This window comes from Catellatospora sp. TT07R-123 (genome assembly GCF_018327705.1).
GTDB lineage: Bacteria > Actinomycetota > Actinomycetes > Mycobacteriales > Micromonosporaceae > Catellatospora.
The window spans coordinates 231,881-248,719 of record NZ_BNEM01000002.1 but is presented as its reverse complement, the minus strand read 5'-3'; the positions used below and the strand labels follow the sequence as shown (position 1 = coordinate 248,719).

At 72.0% G+C, this 16,839-nt stretch carries 15 protein-coding genes; 9 read left to right on the top strand and 6 right to left on the bottom strand.

Going from position 1 to position 16,839, the window contains the following annotated elements; genetic code table 11:
• Positions 1-214 precede the first annotated feature (214 nt).
• Together Cs7R123_RS21415 and Cs7R123_RS21410 are read left to right on the top strand one after the other, a co-directional pair.
• Positions 215-1,510 (top strand): glycoside hydrolase domain-containing protein, encoded by a 1,296-nt coding sequence (locus tag Cs7R123_RS21415; RefSeq protein ID WP_212829493.1) that lies wholly within the window; start codon positions 215-217, stop codon positions 1,508-1,510.
• 73 nt (positions 1,511-1,583) lie between these two features.
• Complete coding sequence (locus tag Cs7R123_RS21410) at positions 1,584-2,075, top strand: DUF3592 domain-containing protein (RefSeq protein ID WP_212829492.1); 492 nt, start codon at positions 1,584-1,586, stop codon at positions 2,073-2,075.
• Between the two features lie 45 nt (positions 2,076-2,120).
• Here the strand turns inward: Cs7R123_RS21410 and Cs7R123_RS21405 are convergent, their stop codons facing one another.
• Positions 2,121-4,154 carry an endo-1,4-beta-xylanase gene (locus Cs7R123_RS21405; RefSeq protein WP_244872062.1) on the bottom strand — a complete coding sequence of 678 codons (2,034 nt, stop codon included), beginning with the start codon at positions 4,152-4,154 and terminating at the stop codon, positions 2,121-2,123.
• 226 nt (positions 4,155-4,380) lie between these two features.
• On the opposite strand from Cs7R123_RS21405, the gene Cs7R123_RS21400 reads away from it, so the two are divergent.
• From Cs7R123_RS21400 to Cs7R123_RS21390, 3 genes are all read left to right on the top strand, one after another.
• On the top strand, positions 4,381-5,394 hold the full coding sequence (locus tag Cs7R123_RS21400; RefSeq protein WP_212829491.1) for an MFS transporter: 1,014 nt from the start codon (positions 4,381-4,383) through the stop codon (positions 5,392-5,394).
• A 168-nt stretch (positions 5,395-5,562) separates the two neighbouring features.
• On the top strand, positions 5,563-6,750 hold the full coding sequence (locus tag Cs7R123_RS21395; protein WP_212829490.1) for an MFS transporter: 1,188 nt from the start codon (positions 5,563-5,565) through the stop codon (positions 6,748-6,750).
• Between the two features lie 138 nt (positions 6,751-6,888).
• Positions 6,889-7,845, top strand: a complete 957-nt coding sequence (locus Cs7R123_RS21390) for a hypothetical protein (RefSeq protein WP_212829489.1) — start codon at positions 6,889-6,891, stop codon at positions 7,843-7,845.
• A 39-nt stretch (positions 7,846-7,884) separates the two neighbouring features.
• Here the strand turns inward: Cs7R123_RS21390 and Cs7R123_RS21385 are convergent, their stop codons facing one another.
• On the bottom strand, positions 7,885-8,820 hold the full coding sequence (locus Cs7R123_RS21385; protein ID WP_212829488.1) for an aminoglycoside phosphotransferase family protein: 936 nt from the start codon (positions 8,818-8,820) through the stop codon (positions 7,885-7,887).
• 240 nt (positions 8,821-9,060) lie between these two features.
• On the opposite strand from Cs7R123_RS21385, the gene Cs7R123_RS21380 reads away from it, so the two are divergent.
• Complete coding sequence (locus Cs7R123_RS21380; protein WP_212829487.1) at positions 9,061-10,179, top strand: lytic polysaccharide monooxygenase; 1,119 nt, start codon at positions 9,061-9,063, stop codon at positions 10,177-10,179.
• Between the two features lie 162 nt (positions 10,180-10,341).
• Here the strand turns inward: Cs7R123_RS21380 and Cs7R123_RS21375 are convergent, their stop codons facing one another.
• Complete coding sequence (locus Cs7R123_RS21375) at positions 10,342-11,184, bottom strand: hypothetical protein (RefSeq protein ID WP_212829486.1); 843 nt, start codon at positions 11,182-11,184, stop codon at positions 10,342-10,344.
• A gap of 219 nt (positions 11,185-11,403) precedes the next feature.
• On the opposite strand from Cs7R123_RS21375, the gene Cs7R123_RS21370 reads away from it, so the two are divergent.
• Positions 11,404-12,624: an acyl-CoA thioesterase/bile acid-CoA:amino acid N-acyltransferase family protein gene (locus Cs7R123_RS21370; RefSeq protein WP_212829485.1), complete on the top strand. Its 1,221-nt coding sequence runs from the start codon at positions 11,404-11,406 to the stop codon at positions 12,622-12,624.
• A gap of 74 nt (positions 12,625-12,698) precedes the next feature.
• On the opposite strand, the gene Cs7R123_RS21365 is transcribed toward Cs7R123_RS21370, so the two are convergent.
• Complete coding sequence (locus Cs7R123_RS21365) at positions 12,699-13,979, bottom strand: M64 family metallopeptidase (RefSeq protein WP_212829484.1); 1,281 nt, start codon at positions 13,977-13,979, stop codon at positions 12,699-12,701.
• Between the two features lie 211 nt (positions 13,980-14,190).
• Here Cs7R123_RS21365 and Cs7R123_RS21360 point away from each other — a divergent pair, with 211 nt between their 5' ends.
• Together Cs7R123_RS21360 and aroH are read left to right on the top strand one after the other, a co-directional pair.
• A complete protein-coding gene (locus tag Cs7R123_RS21360) occupies positions 14,191-15,150 on the top strand; it encodes a LysR family transcriptional regulator (protein ID WP_212829483.1) in 960 nt (319 codons plus the stop codon).
• Between the two features lie 59 nt (positions 15,151-15,209).
• Positions 15,210-15,605, top strand: coding sequence for a chorismate mutase (gene aroH / locus Cs7R123_RS21355; protein ID WP_212829482.1), 396 nt, complete (start codon positions 15,210-15,212; stop codon positions 15,603-15,605).
• 7 nt (positions 15,606-15,612) lie between these two features.
• Here the strand turns inward: aroH and Cs7R123_RS21350 are convergent, their stop codons facing one another.
• Both Cs7R123_RS21350 and Cs7R123_RS21345 read right to left on the bottom strand, forming a co-directional pair.
• Positions 15,613-15,987, bottom strand: coding sequence for a VOC family protein (locus tag Cs7R123_RS21350; RefSeq protein ID WP_212829481.1), 375 nt, complete (start codon positions 15,985-15,987; stop codon positions 15,613-15,615).
• A gap of 288 nt (positions 15,988-16,275) precedes the next feature.
• Positions 16,276-16,836 carry an antibiotic biosynthesis monooxygenase gene (locus Cs7R123_RS21345; protein ID WP_212829480.1) on the bottom strand — a complete coding sequence of 187 codons (561 nt, stop codon included), beginning with the start codon at positions 16,834-16,836 and terminating at the stop codon, positions 16,276-16,278.
• Between the last annotated feature and the right edge of the window lie 3 nt (positions 16,837-16,839).

Genomic DNA, 16,839 nt, shown 5'->3' with positions numbered 1-16,839 from the left:
CGGATCACGGTCTGGACACAATTCGCGGGGCCTCGATCGCCGGGATCGGCCTGCCGCACAGTTCATCCATGCCGACCATCGTCCAATGACGATGGTCGTTGCCTGCTGGGCCTGAGGCGTGCTGCCACGTGCATCTACCGATGGCATTCGATGTGTGGTAAAAGCCTTCTAGCAACAGCGATCAGTTGTAGGAAATCTTCAGGGAGGCGCGCGGATGGGAAGGGCTTTGGCACGCATCGGAGGTGTGGTCACGGCGGCGGTGCTGGTCGTGGCCGCCGCCGCGACGGCCGCACCGGCACAGCAGCTCGGCGGCCGCAACGCCGTCACCAGCAACGGAAACCAGGTCACCGTGGCCGCTGCCGCGCCGCTGGCCGTCACCGCCCCGCAGCCGGGGACCTACACCGGCAAGGGCTTCGAGACCTGCGCCGCCCCGTCGCAGTCGAACATGAACGCCTGGCGCACCAGCTCGCCGTACCGGGCGGTCGGCATCTACATCAGCGGGGCCAGCCGCTCGTGCTCCCAGCCGAACCTCACCGCCACCTGGGTCGCCAACCAGGTCGCCAACGGCTGGCACCTGATGCCGATCGAACTGGGCTACCAGGCGCCGTGCGGCACCCGCGCCCCGAAGATGTCCGCTGACCCGACCACGGCCCGGTCGCAGGGCCGCACCGCGGCCAACAGCTCCGTCAGCGCGGCGCAGGCGCTGGGCCTCGGCGCCGGCAGCACCATCTTCAACGACATGGAGGCGTACCCGACGGGCGCCTCGTGCAAGGCGGCGGTGCTGTCGTTCCTGTCCGGCTGGACCGAGCGGCTGCACGAGCTGGGCTTCGTGTCCGGGATGTACTCCAGCGGCAACTCCGGCATCAAGGACGTGTGCGCCGAGTACGACAACCCCGCCTACACCCGGGTCGACCAGCTGTGGATCGCCTGGTGGAACGGGGTCGCCGACACCGACGGGGGCACCTACTGCCCGGACGCGTACTGGGCCGACCACCAGCGGGTGCACCAGTACACCGGCGGCGGCAACGAGACATGGGGCGGCGTGACGATGAACATCGACCACGACTACCTCGACCTGGTCGCCCCGGGCTCGCCGCAGCAGTGGAGCGTGACCGTCGACAACGCGACCGCGGGCGGCTTCACCGCCAGCGCCAACTGGGGCACCTCGTCCTACTCGCCGCAGCGCAACGGGGCCGACTACCGGTTCGCCTCGCCGGTGAGCTCCAGCGACGTCGCCTGGTTCCAGGCGGACCTGCCCACGACCGGCGCGTACCAGATCTCGGTGTGGTACCCGGCCGACCCCGGCTACAACAACCTCGCCCCGTACATCGTGGCCGCCACCGGCGGCAACCAGTCGGTGTACGTGAACCAGCAGGCCAACGGCGGCCAGTGGGTGAACATCGGGACGTTCACGCTGGCGGCCGGGGCGGGCAACAAGGTCGGCGTGAGCCGCTGGACCAGCGGCACCGGCTACGTCATCGCCGACGCGGTCCGCATCACCCGCGTCTGACAGGCGGGGGCGCGGGTACTGGGAGGCACCCGCGCCCCACCCGGCCCTTGACGCGGCCGAGGATCATCGGCGTATGCGGGGACGGATACCTCTGATCCTGGTCGCCGGTGTGCTGCTGCTCGGCTTGACGTCCTGGTGGTACGTCGACCGGCGGCTCGAAGCACACCGCCTGCGCACCACCGGAGTGCAGACGGTCGGCCGGTTCGACTGGGCGGGCTCCAAACACGAGCACCTGGTGGTCGACTACCGGGTCGACGGCGTGGGCAGGCGGCAGGGCTTCGAGTGCGTCAGGGCGGTCGAGGACTGCCCGCAGGGGTCGACCGCCCTCTGGTACGACCCTGCCCGGCCCGACCGTTTCGTCACCGCGTCCGGGCATACCGACTACGGCCTCGCCCGGACCCTGGTGCTGCCGGTGGCCGGAGCGGGCATCCTGCTGACCGTGGTGGGGCTGCGCATCGTCTGGGTGTCGCGGCGGCCGGCCCCGGAGCGTGCGCCCCTCGGCCCGCGACCGGGCCAGGCACCGGCCGGAACCAGGCGCGCCCGCAGGCGCCGGCGCTCCTCCTGAGCGAGCCGGCGCGGGTGCCGGGAAGGCACCCGCGCCGGCTCGGGCTCAGGCCGCGGAGCAGGTGGTGTTGTTCAGGGTGAACGACGTCGGCACCGCGTTGGCGCCGCTCCAGCTGCTCAGGAAGCCGAACGACTGGCTGGCCAGCGGCGCGATCGTGCCGTTCCAGCTCACGTTGGTCACCGCCACGTTCGCCCCCGTCTGGGTGTAGGCGCCGTTCCAGGACTGGTTGACCACCTGGCCGTTGGCGAACGTCCAGCGCAGGGTCCACCCGGTGATCGGCGCCGACCCGGCGTTGGTGATCGTCACGTCACCCTGGAACCCGGTGTTCCACTGGTTGGTGATCGTGTACTTCACCCGGCACCCGACCGGCTGCGTGCTCGTCGACGGGGACGGGCTGGCCGACGCGGACGGGCTCGCCGAGGGGCTGGGCGAGGCGCTGCGCGACGGGCTCGGCGACGCGCTGGGCGACGCACTCGGCGAAGCCGGGGCCGACGGTGAGGCCGTGCCGACGATCGCCCAGTATGCCTCCTTGGCCTGCAACGACACGTCGAACAGCAGCGGGAAGTCCTTGCGGCTCACCGGGTAGCTGTCCAGCCACGTGTTGTCGTCGGCCAGCCCCCACAGCGTCACCGAGGTCAGGTTCGCCTTGTACTTGCGGTACACGTCGAACCAGGCCTTGTACCGGGCCGCCTGGCGGGTCAGCCGCTCGGCGGGCGCGGTGGTGAAGCTCTCCGACGAGCTGGTGTAGATGCTGGTGTCCATCTCGGTGATCTGCTGCTCCACCCCCAGCGGGATGAACTTGGCGATCATCGCGTCGACGTCGGCACCGGTCGGCCAGTCGACGTTGCCGTGCATCTGGTGGCCGACCCCGTCGACCGGCACCCCCTCCGACTTCAGCTGGCTGACCAGGGCGTACAGCTTGTCGCGCTTGGCGGCCACGTTGGTGTTGTAGTCGTTGATGTACAGCTTCGCGTTGGGCGCCACCTGCCGCGCCACCCGGAACGCGGTCCGGATGTAGTCCAGGCCGGTGATGTTGTACCAGGTGCTGCGGCGCAGCCCGTCGGACTGGTTCTCGTCGATGACCTCGTTGACGACGTCCCAGGCGTAGATGTCGTTGGCGTAGCGGGCGCCGACCGCCCGGATGTGCGCCTCCAGCCGCGACAGCAGCAGCGTCTTGTTCGCCGCGGTCGCGGTCATCGGCTGGCCGCTGGCGTCGTTGAACACCCAGGCGGGCGTCTGCTGGTGCCACACGAACGTGTGCCCGCGCACCTTGATGCCGTTGGCCTTCGCGAACGCCACGATCGCGTCCGCGTCGGTGTAGTTGAACACGCCCTCGGTGGGCTCGGTCGCGTCCCACTTCAGGGCGTTGCCCGGGGTCAGCGAGTTGAAGTGCTTGGCCAGCAGCTGTCCGTGCTCGGCCAGCAGCTCCGAGCGCCCGACGGCCGCCCCGATGGGGAAGTCGTTGGCGAACACCGTCTTCAGCGACGGGATGTTCGTCTGGATCGGGCTCGCCGGGACGTACGACAGGGTGAAGTCGTCGATGTGGAAGGAGGCCGTGCCGCTGACCGTCTCGACGTACACGGCGAAGAAGTCGGCGTCGTTGGCCAGCGTGTACGAGCCGGTCAGCTGGGTCCAGCCCGACTCGGTCACGTTGGTGCTGTTGACGACCTGCTCGTAGTTGACGGTGGTGCCCAGGCGCCGCTCCACGCTCATACGCAGCTGGGCGGTGCCCGCCCCGGTCGCGGTCCGCGCCCACGCCGAGAACGTGTAGCGCACCCCCCGGGTGACGGTGGACAGCAGGTTGCGGCTCGGGCCGTTCCATGCGGCGGTGCGGCCGCTGGTGAGCAGACTGCGGCTGCCGCCGTGCGCGGCCGCGGTGCTGTTCGCGACGACCTCGACGGTGCCGCGCATGGCCCAGCTCTGGGCCGTGCCGTCCTCGAAGTCGCTGGTCAGGACGGTGACAGGGTCCGCGGCGCGGACCGGTTCAGGGGACAGGGCGATGACCGCGGCGGGCAGCGCGGCGGCCAGCACGAGCATGCCGAGACCGGCGTGCAGGCGTTTCCAGGACAGTGGATGCACGTGGGGTCCTCAACGGGCGTGCGCGCCGTGACGCACCCTGCCCAAGGGGTACGGCGGTCGCGCGAAGTGCGGACGCCTGCGACCCGCCGACTCCCGAAAGGCGTGCCGACCGCCGCGGCGCGACGGTTTGCCCGGAAGGCGATCCGCGTCGATGCTATGAGCGCCGACCCACGACCGTCAAACAACCGTGTTGCACCGTCGATCGGCCATCGGCGACGCTGGCCCCGTGACGATCTCGGGACCGGCCGGAACCCGCCCGCCCGCGCCCTCGGTGAAACGCCTGACCCGGCTCTACTGCACGCTGCGCGCCTGCGACGAGGGCGTGCTGTTCTTCCCGGTGTACGCCCTGCTGTTCGCCGACGTGGGATTGAGCACCGCCGAGATCACCACCCTGTTCCTGATCTGGGGCGGCGTGGCGTTCGCGCTGGAGGTCCCCTCGGGCGCCTGGGCCGACGCGTTCTCCCGCCGCAGGCTGCTCGCCTTCGGCGCGCTGCTGCGCGCGGCCGGGTTCGCCGTCTGGTGGCTGTGGCCGACCTACTACGGGTTCGCCCTCGGATTCGTGCTGTGGGCGGTCCGCAGCGCCGCCAGCTCCGGCACCAAGGAGGCGCTGCTCTACGACGAGCTGGCCGCGATCGGCGCCGCCGACCGGTACAAGGCGATCGCGTCGCGCGCCGCGACCCTGGCGATGCTGGCCATGCTCGCCGCCACCCTGCTGGCCGCCCCGGTGTACGCCCTCGGCCAGCGCTTCGGCGCCGGATACGCCCTCATCGCGATCGGCAGCGTCCTGGCCTGCCTGGGCAGCGCCGTCGCGGCACTGGCCCTGCCCGAGCAGCCCAAAGCCGAACGCGTCGGCGACGGGCTGCGCGACTACCTGGCGAAACTGCGCGGCGGACTCGCCGAGGCCCGCGGCGACCGCACGGTGCGCCGGGCGCTGGTGGTCGCGGCGACCGTCCCCGCGCTCGCCGCGTTCGACGAGTACGTGCCGCTGCTGGTCCGGGACCTCGGCGTCGCCACGGCCGGGGTGCCGCTGGTGCTGGCGCTGATGATGGCGGCGATGGCGGGCGGCAGCGCCCTGGCCGAACGCTGGCACGCGTCCCCGGTCGCGATCGGCGCGACGGTGGCGGCGGTCTCCGCGCTGTTCGCGCTCCCGATCGTGCTGACGGGGCTGCTGGCCGCCCGCTGGCTGCCCGCGTCGCCGCTGGGCGGCGCCGCCGAACCAGCTGTCGCCGAGACCGCCTGACCGGGCGGCCGCGTGCGGTCCTTGATCGGCATCGGCGGTCGGATGGTGGGCTGGTGGCCAACGGCACGACCGCAGGCAGCGATCATCAGCTGGGAAAGCCCTCCCTGGTCGGCCTGGTCGACCCGAACGCCTTTGCCGAGACCGTGATCATGGGCATAGGGTGCGGCCGTGCGCGACATCCCCCGGATCGTGTGGATCCTCGCCGTCGGCCGTTTCGTCAACGCCGCCGGTTCCTTCGTCTTCACGTTCCTGTTCCTCTACCTGACCGGGCCGCGCGCCCTGTCGCTGACCCAGGCCGGGCTGATCAGCGGGGCGCTGGGCGTCGGCCTGCTGGCGGGCAACCTGACCGGCGGCTGGTTCGGCGACCGGTACGGCCACCGCCGCATCCTGCTGCTCGCCTCCACCGTCGCCGGGGTCGTCACGCTGCTCGTGCCGTGGACCCCGGTGGCGCTGCTCGCGGTGTCGACCGCGGTGCTCGGCTACAGCGGGGCCACCGCGGGAACCGCCCAGGGCGCGCTGACCGCGCTCGCGGTGCCGACCGGCGACCGCCGCCGGGCTGTCGCGATCGGGCGGGCGGCGTTCAACGCGGGCTGCGTCATCGGGCCGCCGCTGGGCGCGCTGCTGGCGGTCGAGCACTTCACCGCGCTGTTCGTCATCGACGGGCTGGTCCTGCTCGCCGTCCGCGCCGCGACCGCGCTGCTGCTGCGGGCCGAACCGGCCCCGGCCGCGCCGTCGGCGCGGGCGCTGCCCCGGTTGTGGCCCACGCTGCGTACCGACCGCGCGCTGCTGGCGCTGCTGCCCGCGATCGTGGTGATGGATGTCGTGTACCGGCAGCTGTACTCCACGCTGCCGGTGTACCTGCGCGACCACGGCCGGCAGCTCACCCTCTACGCCACCCTCATCGCGGTCGGGTCCGGGCTGATCCTGCTGCTGGAGATCCCGGTGACCATGCTGCTGCGGCGCCGGTCCGCCCCTGCCATCCTCGGCATTGGGTATGCCCTGGTCGGCGCCGGGATGGCGATGTTCGGCCTCGGCACGGCCGCGGGGACGGTCATCGCGGCGATGGTGGTGCTCACCGCGGGCGAGATCCTCTACAAGACCACCGCGACCGCCCACGTGCTCGACCGGGCGCCCGACGGGCTGACCGGCCGCTACCAGGGGCTCTACACCGCCGCCGCCACCAGCGGCACCATGCTCGCCGCCCCGCTGGGCGCCGCCCTGTACGGACTGGCCCCCGCGGCCCTGTGGCCGGTGTGCGCGGTGGCCGCCGCGGGCTGCGGCATCCTGGCCTGGCGTTCCGGCCGCGCCGAGACACCCGCGACCGCGCCGGTGCCGCAGCCGCTCAGCCCGGCGTAGGCCCGTCGCATCGGTCGGTGTTCGCCGACCCGGACCGGCCTTCTTGACGGTGGCGGACCGTCCAACGGAGACTTAGCCCCGGCCGGAGAGCGCTCTCCGAATCTCCGGCCGTGTCCTCCTACTCCCTGGAGTCCATACATGAACCGTCGACGGCTCGCGCTGCACTTCGGCGCCGTCACGATCGCCGCCATGCTGCTGGCCACCGGCGCCGCGGCGCCGGCCTCCGCGCTGACCCTCGGCAACACCGGCAGCGGCCGACCCGCCCTGGCCCTGGTGGGCACCCGGATGTACATCGCCTGGGCCGGATCCTCGGGCACCGCCGCCGCCAAGGAACTGGTCGTCGGCTACTCGACCAGCGCCGGTCTGCGCATCACCAAGGTGCCCGGCACGGAGCGGGTCCCGCAGGGCGAGGGTGCCGCGCTGGACGCGGACGGCACCGGGGTCTACCTGGCCTGGCCCGCGGGCGACAACGGGAACACGCTGACCGCCGCGTACACGACCGGGGCGGCGCTGACCTGCCGGACCTCCTTCGCCGGGGTCGTCTCCACGCACGCGCCCGCCCTGGCCACCGATCCCGCCGGGGTCCGCTATCTGGCCTGGACGGACACCGCCGGTCACCTCAACGTCGGCCGTCTCAACAGCACCGCCTGCGCCGGCGGCGGCACCATGACGCTGACCAACCGGGTGGTGCTGCCGGAGACCAGCGTCGCGGGTCCGGCACTGGTCTACGACGACAGCGGCAGCAGCAACCTGGGCCTGGTGCTGGCCTGGACCCCGGGCGACGCCGCGCACAGCATCCAGGTCGGCTCGTTCACCGCAGCGGCGACGCTGAGCCACCGGTCGCAGGTCAACGCCCCGGTCGGCAGCATCGCCGCCCCCGGCCTGTCCTCGGCCACCGCCGACCTGTACATCACCTTCCGCGGCGACAACGGCTCGGTCTTCTACGGCTACTCCGAGGGCTGCATCCCGACCTGCTTCTACGCCAGCGACCTGGGCGAGCAGGCCGCCGCCGGAGTGGGGCAGCCCGCCGACGGCGACTACCACTACTACACCTACTTCGACCCCACCGGGCACCTGGTCATCTCGCACCTCTGACCGCCCGGCCGCCCCAGCCGGAAACCCCGGCTGGGGCGGTCACAGGTCGGCAAGGACGCGGGCCTCGCCCATGACCGCCGCGCCCCCGCCCACGTCGCCGTGGTGGGCCAGCCACAGGGCGGTCTCGACCCGGCGCGCCACCGCCCAGGCGATGATCCGGGCCGGGTCCAGGGCCAGCGCCTCGGCCAGCAGATCGCGGCGCGCCGCCAGCACCCGGGCCGGATCGGGCCGGGCGAACGGGTCGTCGACCTGCTCCAGCAGCGGCCACGGGTCGTAGGCGGGGTCGCCGGTCATCGGCTTCGGGTCGATCGCCGCCCAGCGGCCGTCGCCGCACGACAGCACGTTGCCCGGGTTGAAGTCGCCGTGCAGCAGCACCCGGCGTCCGGCGGTGCCGGGGAGCTCGCGCAGCAGCCGCGCGCCCTCGGCGACCAGGCCGGGGTCGTAGCCGGGCCGCAGGCGGGCCATGCGCTCGTCCACCAGGTCGGCCCAGTGCGCGGTCACCGCGTCCAGGGCGTCGAACCCGCCGGGTGGCTCGGCCTCCCACAGCCGGTTGAGCAGCTCCGCCCCGATGCGCAGGCGTTCGGCGGCGGGCGCGGGGGAGTCGCCCAGCGGCAGGCCGGGTTCGCAGCGTTCCAGGAGCAGGACGTGATGCTGCGGATCGTGGGCCAGCAGCCGTACGGCGCCGCTGCCGTGCCAGTGCCGCAGGGCGGCGGCCTCGCCCTGCATCTCCGGGTGCGGCCAGGCGATCTTGACGATGGCGCGGGTGCCGTCGGGCAGCCGGGCCGGGGCAACCCAGCTGCAACTGCCGCCGTGCAGCGGCGGGGACAGGGTGAGCCCGAAGCGGTCGCGCGCCTGCTCGATCAGTTCGGGCAGGCGGGCCAGCCACGGGCGGGCCTCGGCGATGCGACCCAACTGCTCGACGACCGGCAGGGTCGGCGGGACCGGGTCGAACGGGAGCGGTGCTGCTTGATCCACCGGGCCAGGCTAGCGGCTGGCGGGACCGCGCCGATCCGCGCATTCATTGACACATTTATTGTAATGTGTAAAGTTTAGCCGGGCATGCTGCGGGAGCCACGCAGCCACATGACCGGTTCGGGTGCCGGGCACGCATCCGACCGACGCAGTCCGACCACGCGCGTACCAGGCGTCAGCGGACCGGGCCCCGCGCCACTCCAGCGCGCGTGACATCCGTACCCACGATGTCTTGGAGTCATCATGTCCGCAATCGCCGCCACGCGCGGCAGACTGATCATCTCGTCGCTGGTCGTGGCGTTGACCTCGATCCTGCTGATCACCACGGCCCTGGCCAAGGTCGCCGACGCCCACGGGAACGTGGTCGACCCGGCCTCGCGCAACTACGGCTGCTGGCAGCGCTGGGGCAGCGACTTCCAGAACCCGCAGATGGCCACCCTCGACCCCATGTGCTGGCAGGCCTGGCAGGCCAACCCGAACACCATGTGGAACTGGAACTCCCTGTTCCGTGAGGGTGTCGCGGGCAACCACCAGGCCGCCATCCCCGACGGCCAGCTGTGCAGCGCCGGGCGCACCCAGAACGGCTTCTACGCCTCACTGGACACGGTCGGCGACTGGAAGGCCCAGAACATCAGCAACAACTTCCGGATCAAGCTGTTCGACGGCGCCCTGCACGGCGCCGACTACATCTGGGTCTACGCGACCAAGCAGGGGTTCAACCCGGTCACCCAGCCGCTGAAGTGGAGCGACCTGGAGCTGGTCGGCCAGATCGGCAACACCCCGGCCTCGCAGTGGACCGCCGAGAGCGGCGGCGGCGTGTCGATCCTGGTCAACGGCAACGCCCCGGGCCGCACCGGCCGCCACATGCTGTACACGATCTGGCAGGCCAGCCACCTGGACCAGTCGTACTACTTCTGCAGCGACGTGAACTTCGGCGGCACCAGCAGCCCGTCGCCGTCGGTGTCGCCGTCGCGGTCGGCCTCGCCTTCCCCGTCCCCGTCGGCCTCGCGCTCGCCCAGCCCGTCGCCGTCGGCGTCCCCGTCGTCCTCCCCGCTGCCCGGCGGCTGCTCGGCGTCGTACACGCTGACCAACCAGTGGCCGGGCGGGTTCCAGGGCGAGGTCAAGGTGACGGCGGGTTCGGCCGCGATCACGAAGTGGACGGTCACCGTCAGCTTCACCAACGGGCAGTCGATCACGCAGGTCTGGAACGCGACCGCGGCCACCCTGGGGACCTCGATCACCGCCAAGAACGTCTCCTACAACGGCAGTCTCGCGGCAGGGGCCAGTACGGCGTTCGGCTTCCTGGGCAACGCGCCCAGCGGCGGCAACGCCGTACCGACCATGACCTGCTCGCCGGTCTGACCTGCGGCAGTGCGGCCGAATCCGGTGCCCGTCATCGGGTTCGGCCGCACCCTACCTCTCGCAAGTTGCCGGGCAATCGGGCACCCGGCGGGTCCGGATACCCCCGATTGCCCGGCAACTTCGCTACGGGTCCGCGCGGCGCCGCGTCGTCGTACCGGCTGATCAAGCCGTCGCGACGAGGTGCGCGAACGCGATCGGCCGGTCGGCGACCGCGTGGAACTGCGACGTCACGTTCTCGTTGATGCCCCACCAGTACCCGAGCACCGCACCGGTCGCGTCGGCCTGGACGACCAGGTAGCCCTTGCCCACGCCGTCGTACTCGGTCGCGCCCGCCGCGCGGGTGTCGGGGAAGTTCAGGTACGTCGAGGCCGGGTTGGTGCTGGCCACGCCGTGCGGGTTGCTGGTCGCGTCCACCACGCTGACCGCCCACTCGATCGTCGCGGCGTTGCCGTCCCGCTCGACCTGGGTGCGCCCGGAGTAGAACGCCGTGTGCCCGGTCGGGTCGCCCGCGCTGGAGTCGCTGCCGCTGTACTTGATCGCGATCAGGTCGCCCGGGATCAGCTCGGTGACCTTCGTCCGCCGCGCCAGGTTCGGCACCGTGTCGGCGGCGAACTTCGCGTAGTACTGCGCCGACGTCGGGCTGGTGCTGCCCAGGTACGTGCTGAAGTACGTGTCGTCGGCCCAGCTGTAGGCGGCCTTGAGCGACATCGTCACGAACGGCGCGCACGTGGTCTTCGCCTCGTACGTGTACGGCGAGCCCGGCGTGCCCCACACCACGGAGTTGGCCCCGCTCGGGTGCCCGTTCTTGCCCGGGTAGTAGTTGTACGTGTTCTCGCCCGGCCAGCCGATCAGGTTCAGGTTGTCGACCGCCTCGTTGGCCTTGGCGATGCCGTACGACGAGTAGAACAGGTCGGGGTCGGCGCCGGCCGCGGTGGGCGCCAGTGCCAGGGACGCGAACGCGATGGCGGACGCGAGCAGTGCGGCGGTGGCCCGGTGGAGCCGCATGGGTCTTCTTCTCCTCGAAAGCCGCGGACGGACTGTCCGCTGTGGTCGCCGACGATTCGACCACCGCCGCCACCGCGGCCGAGGCACGAAGCCGACACGTGCGCCACCGGCAGCCGACAGAACCCCCGTGAGCGTGCGCACACCCTGTGACCTGCACCATGTCCACTCCGGACACGTAAGCCGTCGCGGCGGTCGCCGTCGGCGGCTAGGGTCGCCATCATGCGACGGTGGTGGATGTCCGGCCTGCTCGGTGCGGCCGTGATCCTGCTCGCCGCCACCGCCTCGGCCGGTCCGGACCGCGACTGGTCGGCCAGCGTCGCGATCGACGCCCCCGACGCGCTCGCCGACCAGCCCGTGCACATCCGCTTGTACGGCATCCCAGCCGGTCGCGCGGTCACGGTGAGGCTGACGGCCGCCGCCTACGACCGCTCGCAGTGGCGCTCGCAGGCTCTTTTCACCGCCGACGGCACCGGCACCGTCGACCTCGACCGGGCTGCCTCGCTGGGCGGCACCTACTCCGGGGTCGACGGCATGGGGTTGTTCTCGTCGCTGGTCCCGCCTGCCGGGGACCCCGACCGGGTCCAGTTCCTGCCGCTGTTCCCCGAGGCGGCGGCGTCGTACGAGGTGAAGCTGACCGTGTGGGACGGCCGACGTGCCGCCGGCGGGCGGGTCCTGCACCGGATCTGGACCGGCGCGGGCGTGACCCACCAGGTGCTCACGCCCGGCGGTGACGGACTCGACGGTGTCTACTTCGCCCCGCCGGCCACGGCGCACGGCGTCGCGGTGCTCGCGTTCGGTGGGTCCGAGGGCGGCAACGGGGAGAAGTACACCGCCGCGCTGCTGGCCTCACACGGCGTCCCGGCCCTCGCCCTGGCCTACTTCGCCCGCCCCGGGCTGCCCGGCGCGCTGCGCGACGTGCCACTGGAGTACTTCGACCGGGCCATCACGCGACTGCACGAGCTCAGCGGCCTGCCGGTCGTCCTGCTGGGCTTCTCCCGGGGCACCGAGGCGGCGCTGCTGTCGGCCGAGGCGTTCCCGCGCTGGGTGCGCGGCATCGTGGCGTACGCCCCGACCGACACCGTGCACGCCGGCTATCCGTCGGGTGCCGAGGCCTGGACCCTGCACGCCGCGCCGGTCTCACCGGGCACCCGCCTGAAAGCGGTGGTGCCGCTGCTCGCGATCGCCGGGGACGCCGACGGCCTGTGGCCCTCGGCTGCGGCCGCGCTGGCGCTGGGCGGCAGCGGTGCCCGCGTGCTGATCTACCCCGGCGCCGGGCACCTGGTCGGCACCTTCCCGTACCTGCCCGCAGGTGTCCGGCCCACCCACCCGCTGACCGGCGCGGAGCTGGACATGGGCGGCAGCCGGGCGGGCGACGCCGCCGCCCGCCGGGACGGCTGGCCCAGGGTGCTGGCCTTCCTCGGCGCGCCGACCGCGCCCTGACGGCAGCATCCGCGGCGGCTCACACGTGTGGAGGTGTACATACACCTCCACACGTGTGCCGCGGACGCACAGGGTCAGGGGACGCTGTAGCCGAAGGTGTACGAGCCGGACCCGGTCACCGACTGGAGCAGGTACGTGTAGTAGCCCGCGGTGCCGCTGTAGGTCAGGACCTCGTCAGGGCCGCTGGTCGCGGCGGTGGCGACGGCGGCCCAGGCCGAACCGTTCCACTTCTGCAACTGGAGGTTGAAGTCGGCGCCGGTGGGACCGTCCAGGCAGGCGCGGTGGGTGCCGGAGTTCGCGGTGTAGTAGTACGTCCCGTCCGGCTGGAAGACCGAACCGCCCGCGGCCAGGCTGCCGGTGCGGGTGTTCTGGTAGCCGGTGCACACCGTGCCGCTGCCGCCGATCTTCGAGCGGATCGCGCGGTCCATGGCGTCCAGGCCGATCAGGTTGAACGGCTTGCCGAGGGTGCGCATCAGCGAGTCCTGCGACGGCCGGTAGATGCCGTTGGCGTACTGGTGGCCGCCCTGGAAGCAGCCGATCACACCGCCGTCGGGGGTCGCCCGCCCGGCGTAGGCCGACCACTTGCCGCAGCTCGACGACTTGGTGACGTTGGGCTCGGTCGGCTCGGCGCCGGTGTAGGTGGTCCCGGCGGTCCAGTACTCGTCGGCCAGCCCGCCCACCGAGTGTCCCAGCTCGTGGATCGCGATCTGCCCGGCCTGGGCGTTGGCACCGGCCACGGTCGCCAGGCTCGGGTACCCGGCGCCGCCGTACTTGCTGGTGTTGCCGACCGCGACGATGGCGTCGACGGCGGGGGCCTGCGCGGCGTATTGCTTGGCCTTGGTCTCGTTGAGGCACAGCAGCCGCTCGATGTTGCCGCACCAGAAGTACATGTCCAGCGCCGTGTTGCGGCTGATGCCCTGGGTCGGGTCGTTGTCCACGCCGGACTCCGCGGACACCACCTCGACCAGCCACACGTTGACCGAGCCGCGGTAGGTGCTCCACGGGGCCGTGGCGGCGATCTCGTCCCACTTGGCCTGGGCGTGCTGACGCAGCAGGCCCATCTGCGACGAGGTGTACCCGTCGCCGACGATGACCAGGTCGAACCGCTCGCTGGACGGGCCGGTGTCCTGGATCGCCACGACGGAGGCCGCCGCGGCGGCGGCCCGGCTGTCGGCGCTCATGGCACCGGTGCGCTCGGTCGGCAGCAGCATCGGGGTGATGGTGCCGTCGGCCGAGAACACCTCCCGCCACTGCCGGTCGGACTGCGCGGGCACGGCGGCGGCCGGGGCGGAGGTGAGGGTCAGGGCCGCGGCCAGCAGCGCGGCCGCGAGGAGAGGCAGGGGACGTCGGCGCATGGGCGCCTCCTCTATGAGGGGGTACGGGGCACGCCAGCCGGGCCGTGCCCCACGTGGACATCGATGACCGTGTCTGGCTGGCGTTCACTGTGCGGGCCCGCCCGGCCGGGGCGGCAATCCCGGCTCGCCATAACCGCCGGGTGATGGGCGCGCGCGAATACGGCTCGCGACCGCCTTCCGCGCGCGGCGCGGGTGGCATAACGTGGCATCGATGGAGCTCGAATTGCGCCATTTGCAGGCTCTGTGCGCGATCGCCGACGCCGGTAGCCTGACCAGGGCCGCGACCCTGCTGGGCGTCTCGCAGCCGGCGCTGACCGCGCAGCTGCAACGCGTGGAGCGCGAACTCGGCGCCCAGGTCTTCCTGCGTGGCAGGCACGGGGTGACCCCGACCCCGCTGGGCCAGTACCTGCTGACCAGGGCCCGCGGCATCGTGCTGGCGGTGGAGGAGCTGCGCCGCAGCGCCCGCCAGCACACCCCCGCGCAGCGGCCGGTGATCCGGCTCGGCGGCATCGCCGGCGCGGTGTCGGTGGGCCTGGCCGACCGCCTCAGCGACCTGCTGCCCGAGGCCGAGGTCCGGCTGACCACCGAGTACTCGCCGCGCCTGCTGTGGGACCTGCTGCTGGCCGACCGCCTCGACGCGGTGGCGATGGTGGACTATCCCGGCTTCCTGCTGCGCCAGCCGGTGTCGGTGCTGGCCGAGGTGGTCGCGGTCGAGCCCGTGTTCGTCGCGATGTCGCAGCGGCACCGCCTGGCGGACCGGGACTCGGTCGACCTGGCCGAGCTCGCCGACGAGCCGTGGGCGCTGAGCCCGCCGGACGGGTCGGGCTGGCCCGACTGCTTCCTGGTCGCCTGCGAGCAGGCCGGATTCACCCCGCGCGTGCTGTACACGGTCGCCGACGCGCTGCCGCTGCGGGAACTGGTCGCCACGCGGAGGGCGATCGCCGCCTGCCAGGCGGTCTTCGACAGCACTGACGGCGTGGTGGTCAAGCCGCTCACCGGCGACCCGGTCAAGATGCGGCACCTGCTGGTGTGCCGCGGCGACGCGCCGGTCGCGCACCTGTTCGACCGCCTGGTGCGGCTGGCGCGGCAGGCGTACTGGGCGTACGCCAGCCGCCGCCCCCACTACCAGGACTGGCTGCGGGCCAACAGCGTCGCGGCGACCCCGGACTGACGGGCGAGACCGCAATCCCGGAGCAACGCCCGAGCCGGACGGCACCTACACTGGACCTTGTGCCGATCAGGGCCGTACGCGGCGCCACCCAGCTGGAAGTCGACGAGCGCGAGCACCTGCTGGAGCGGGTGACCGAGCTGGTGAAGACAGTGCTCCACGCCAACGACCTCGCCGACGAGGACTTCGTCAGCGCGATCTTCACCGCGACCCCGGACATCCACTCGGAGTTCCCGGCGTACGCGGCGCGCCTGATGGGGATGGCCGACGTGCCGCTCATCTGCGCCCAGGAGCTGGACATCAAGGGCGCGATGCCCCGGGTGATCCGCCTGATGGCGCACGTGGAGACCGACCGGCCCCGTGACGAGGTCACCCACGTGTACCTGCACGGGGCCGCCGCCCTGCGCCGCGACCTCACCCACGTCTACGCCAAGCCCGACGAGTCGGGCCAGCGCTGACGATCCGTTACAGGTACGGCCGCGTGATGATCTCGATGGCGTGCCCGGCCGGGTCCTTGAAGTAGAACCCCCGTCCACCGTGCTCGGTATTGGTCTGCCCCGGCCGCTGCAACTGCGGGTCGGCCCAATACGTGATGCCCTGCTTCTCGACGTACCGGCGGCACCGGTCGAACTGCTCGTCGTCGACGAGGAACGCGTAGTGCTGCATCTGGATGTCCACCGGCGGCTCGGCGAACTGGAGCAGCACACCCCCGTCCAGCAGCACGTTGACGAACAGCCCCCATGAGGGCGCCTCCGGCAGCCCGAACAGCTCGCGGTAGAAGGCGGCCGAGGCGTGCTTGTCCTTGGCGGCGACGATGGTGTGGTTGAACGTGACTGACATGCGTACCGTCTTCCGGTCGATCCGAAGACCCGTACGGAAGTGCACAGCGTCCATCAGCCGCACCGATGAGGAAGCCCCGAGGGCACCGACGCCCCGGATCCCGCGCGAGACGACACTTGAGTCGCGTCAATCTCGGCGTGGCGGCTGAAGTAGCCAGAACCTCCGGGGGTAGGCCCATCTGGGGCGCGAAGCGACGCTAGCACACCGGTGATCGCCGTCCTCGGTCAGATCATGGCCTATCGGCGCAGATTCCGACCGAGGACGGCGATCATGCCGCCCGCGCGGCGGTCAGGAGCCGGAGTAGAGGAAGCGGCGCAGCAGGCGGCTGAGCAGGGGCATCACCGCGTACGTGAGCAGGGGCGACAGCATCAGCGGCAGGACCGCCGCGCGCAGGAACAGCGGCAGCGGCATCGCCGCGACATGGGGCGCCCCGATCAGCTGGAACAGCACCACCAGCGGATACACGCCGATGAAGGACACCACCGCCATCTTCCACTTCGGCGGCGGCAGCACCGGGCGGCCGGGCAGGCTGAACCAGGTCTCCATCCCGGTCGTGGTCTCGCGGGGCTCGGACTCCTCGGCGATGCCGTCGAGGTGGCGTACGCAGTCGGCGCGTTGCGGCGAGGTCAGCCAGGCGCTCAGGTGCGTGCCGTTGTCGAACCGCAGCACCGCGTGGTAGTTCCGGTCCGGAGTGGCCGGGCGCAGCCACGTCACGCCCTGGTGCCCGGGGAACTTCGACGACGCCGCGTTGACCGTCCGCAGCCAGTCCTCGAACTCGACCTCCCGGCCCGGCGCGACATCGAACGTGAACAGCACCGACACCGGCTCCAGGTCGACCGAGGGCGACACCGT

Coding starts and splice junctions, on each gene's coding strand:
- Cs7R123_RS21415 (WP_212829493.1), top strand. CDS start 215: ATGGGAAGGGCTTTGGCACGCATCGGAGGTGTGGTCACGGCGGCGGTG.
- Cs7R123_RS21410 (WP_212829492.1), top strand. CDS start 1,584: ATGCGGGGACGGATACCTCTGATCCTGGTCGCCGGTGTGCTGCTGCTC.
- Cs7R123_RS21390 (WP_212829489.1), top strand. CDS start 6,889: ATGAACCGTCGACGGCTCGCGCTGCACTTCGGCGCCGTCACGATCGCC.
- Cs7R123_RS21380 (WP_212829487.1), top strand. CDS start 9,061: ATGTCCGCAATCGCCGCCACGCGCGGCAGACTGATCATCTCGTCGCTG.
- Cs7R123_RS21375 (WP_212829486.1), bottom strand. CDS start 11,184: ATGCGGCTCCACCGGGCCACCGCCGCACTGCTCGCGTCCGCCATCGCG.
- Cs7R123_RS21370 (WP_212829485.1), top strand. CDS start 11,404: ATGCGACGGTGGTGGATGTCCGGCCTGCTCGGTGCGGCCGTGATCCTG.
- Cs7R123_RS21365 (WP_212829484.1), bottom strand. CDS start 13,979: ATGCGCCGACGTCCCCTGCCTCTCCTCGCGGCCGCGCTGCTGGCCGCG.
- Cs7R123_RS21360 (WP_212829483.1), top strand. CDS start 14,191: ATGGAGCTCGAATTGCGCCATTTGCAGGCTCTGTGCGCGATCGCCGAC.
- Cs7R123_RS21350 (WP_212829481.1), bottom strand. CDS start 15,987: ATGTCAGTCACGTTCAACCACACCATCGTCGCCGCCAAGGACAAGCAC.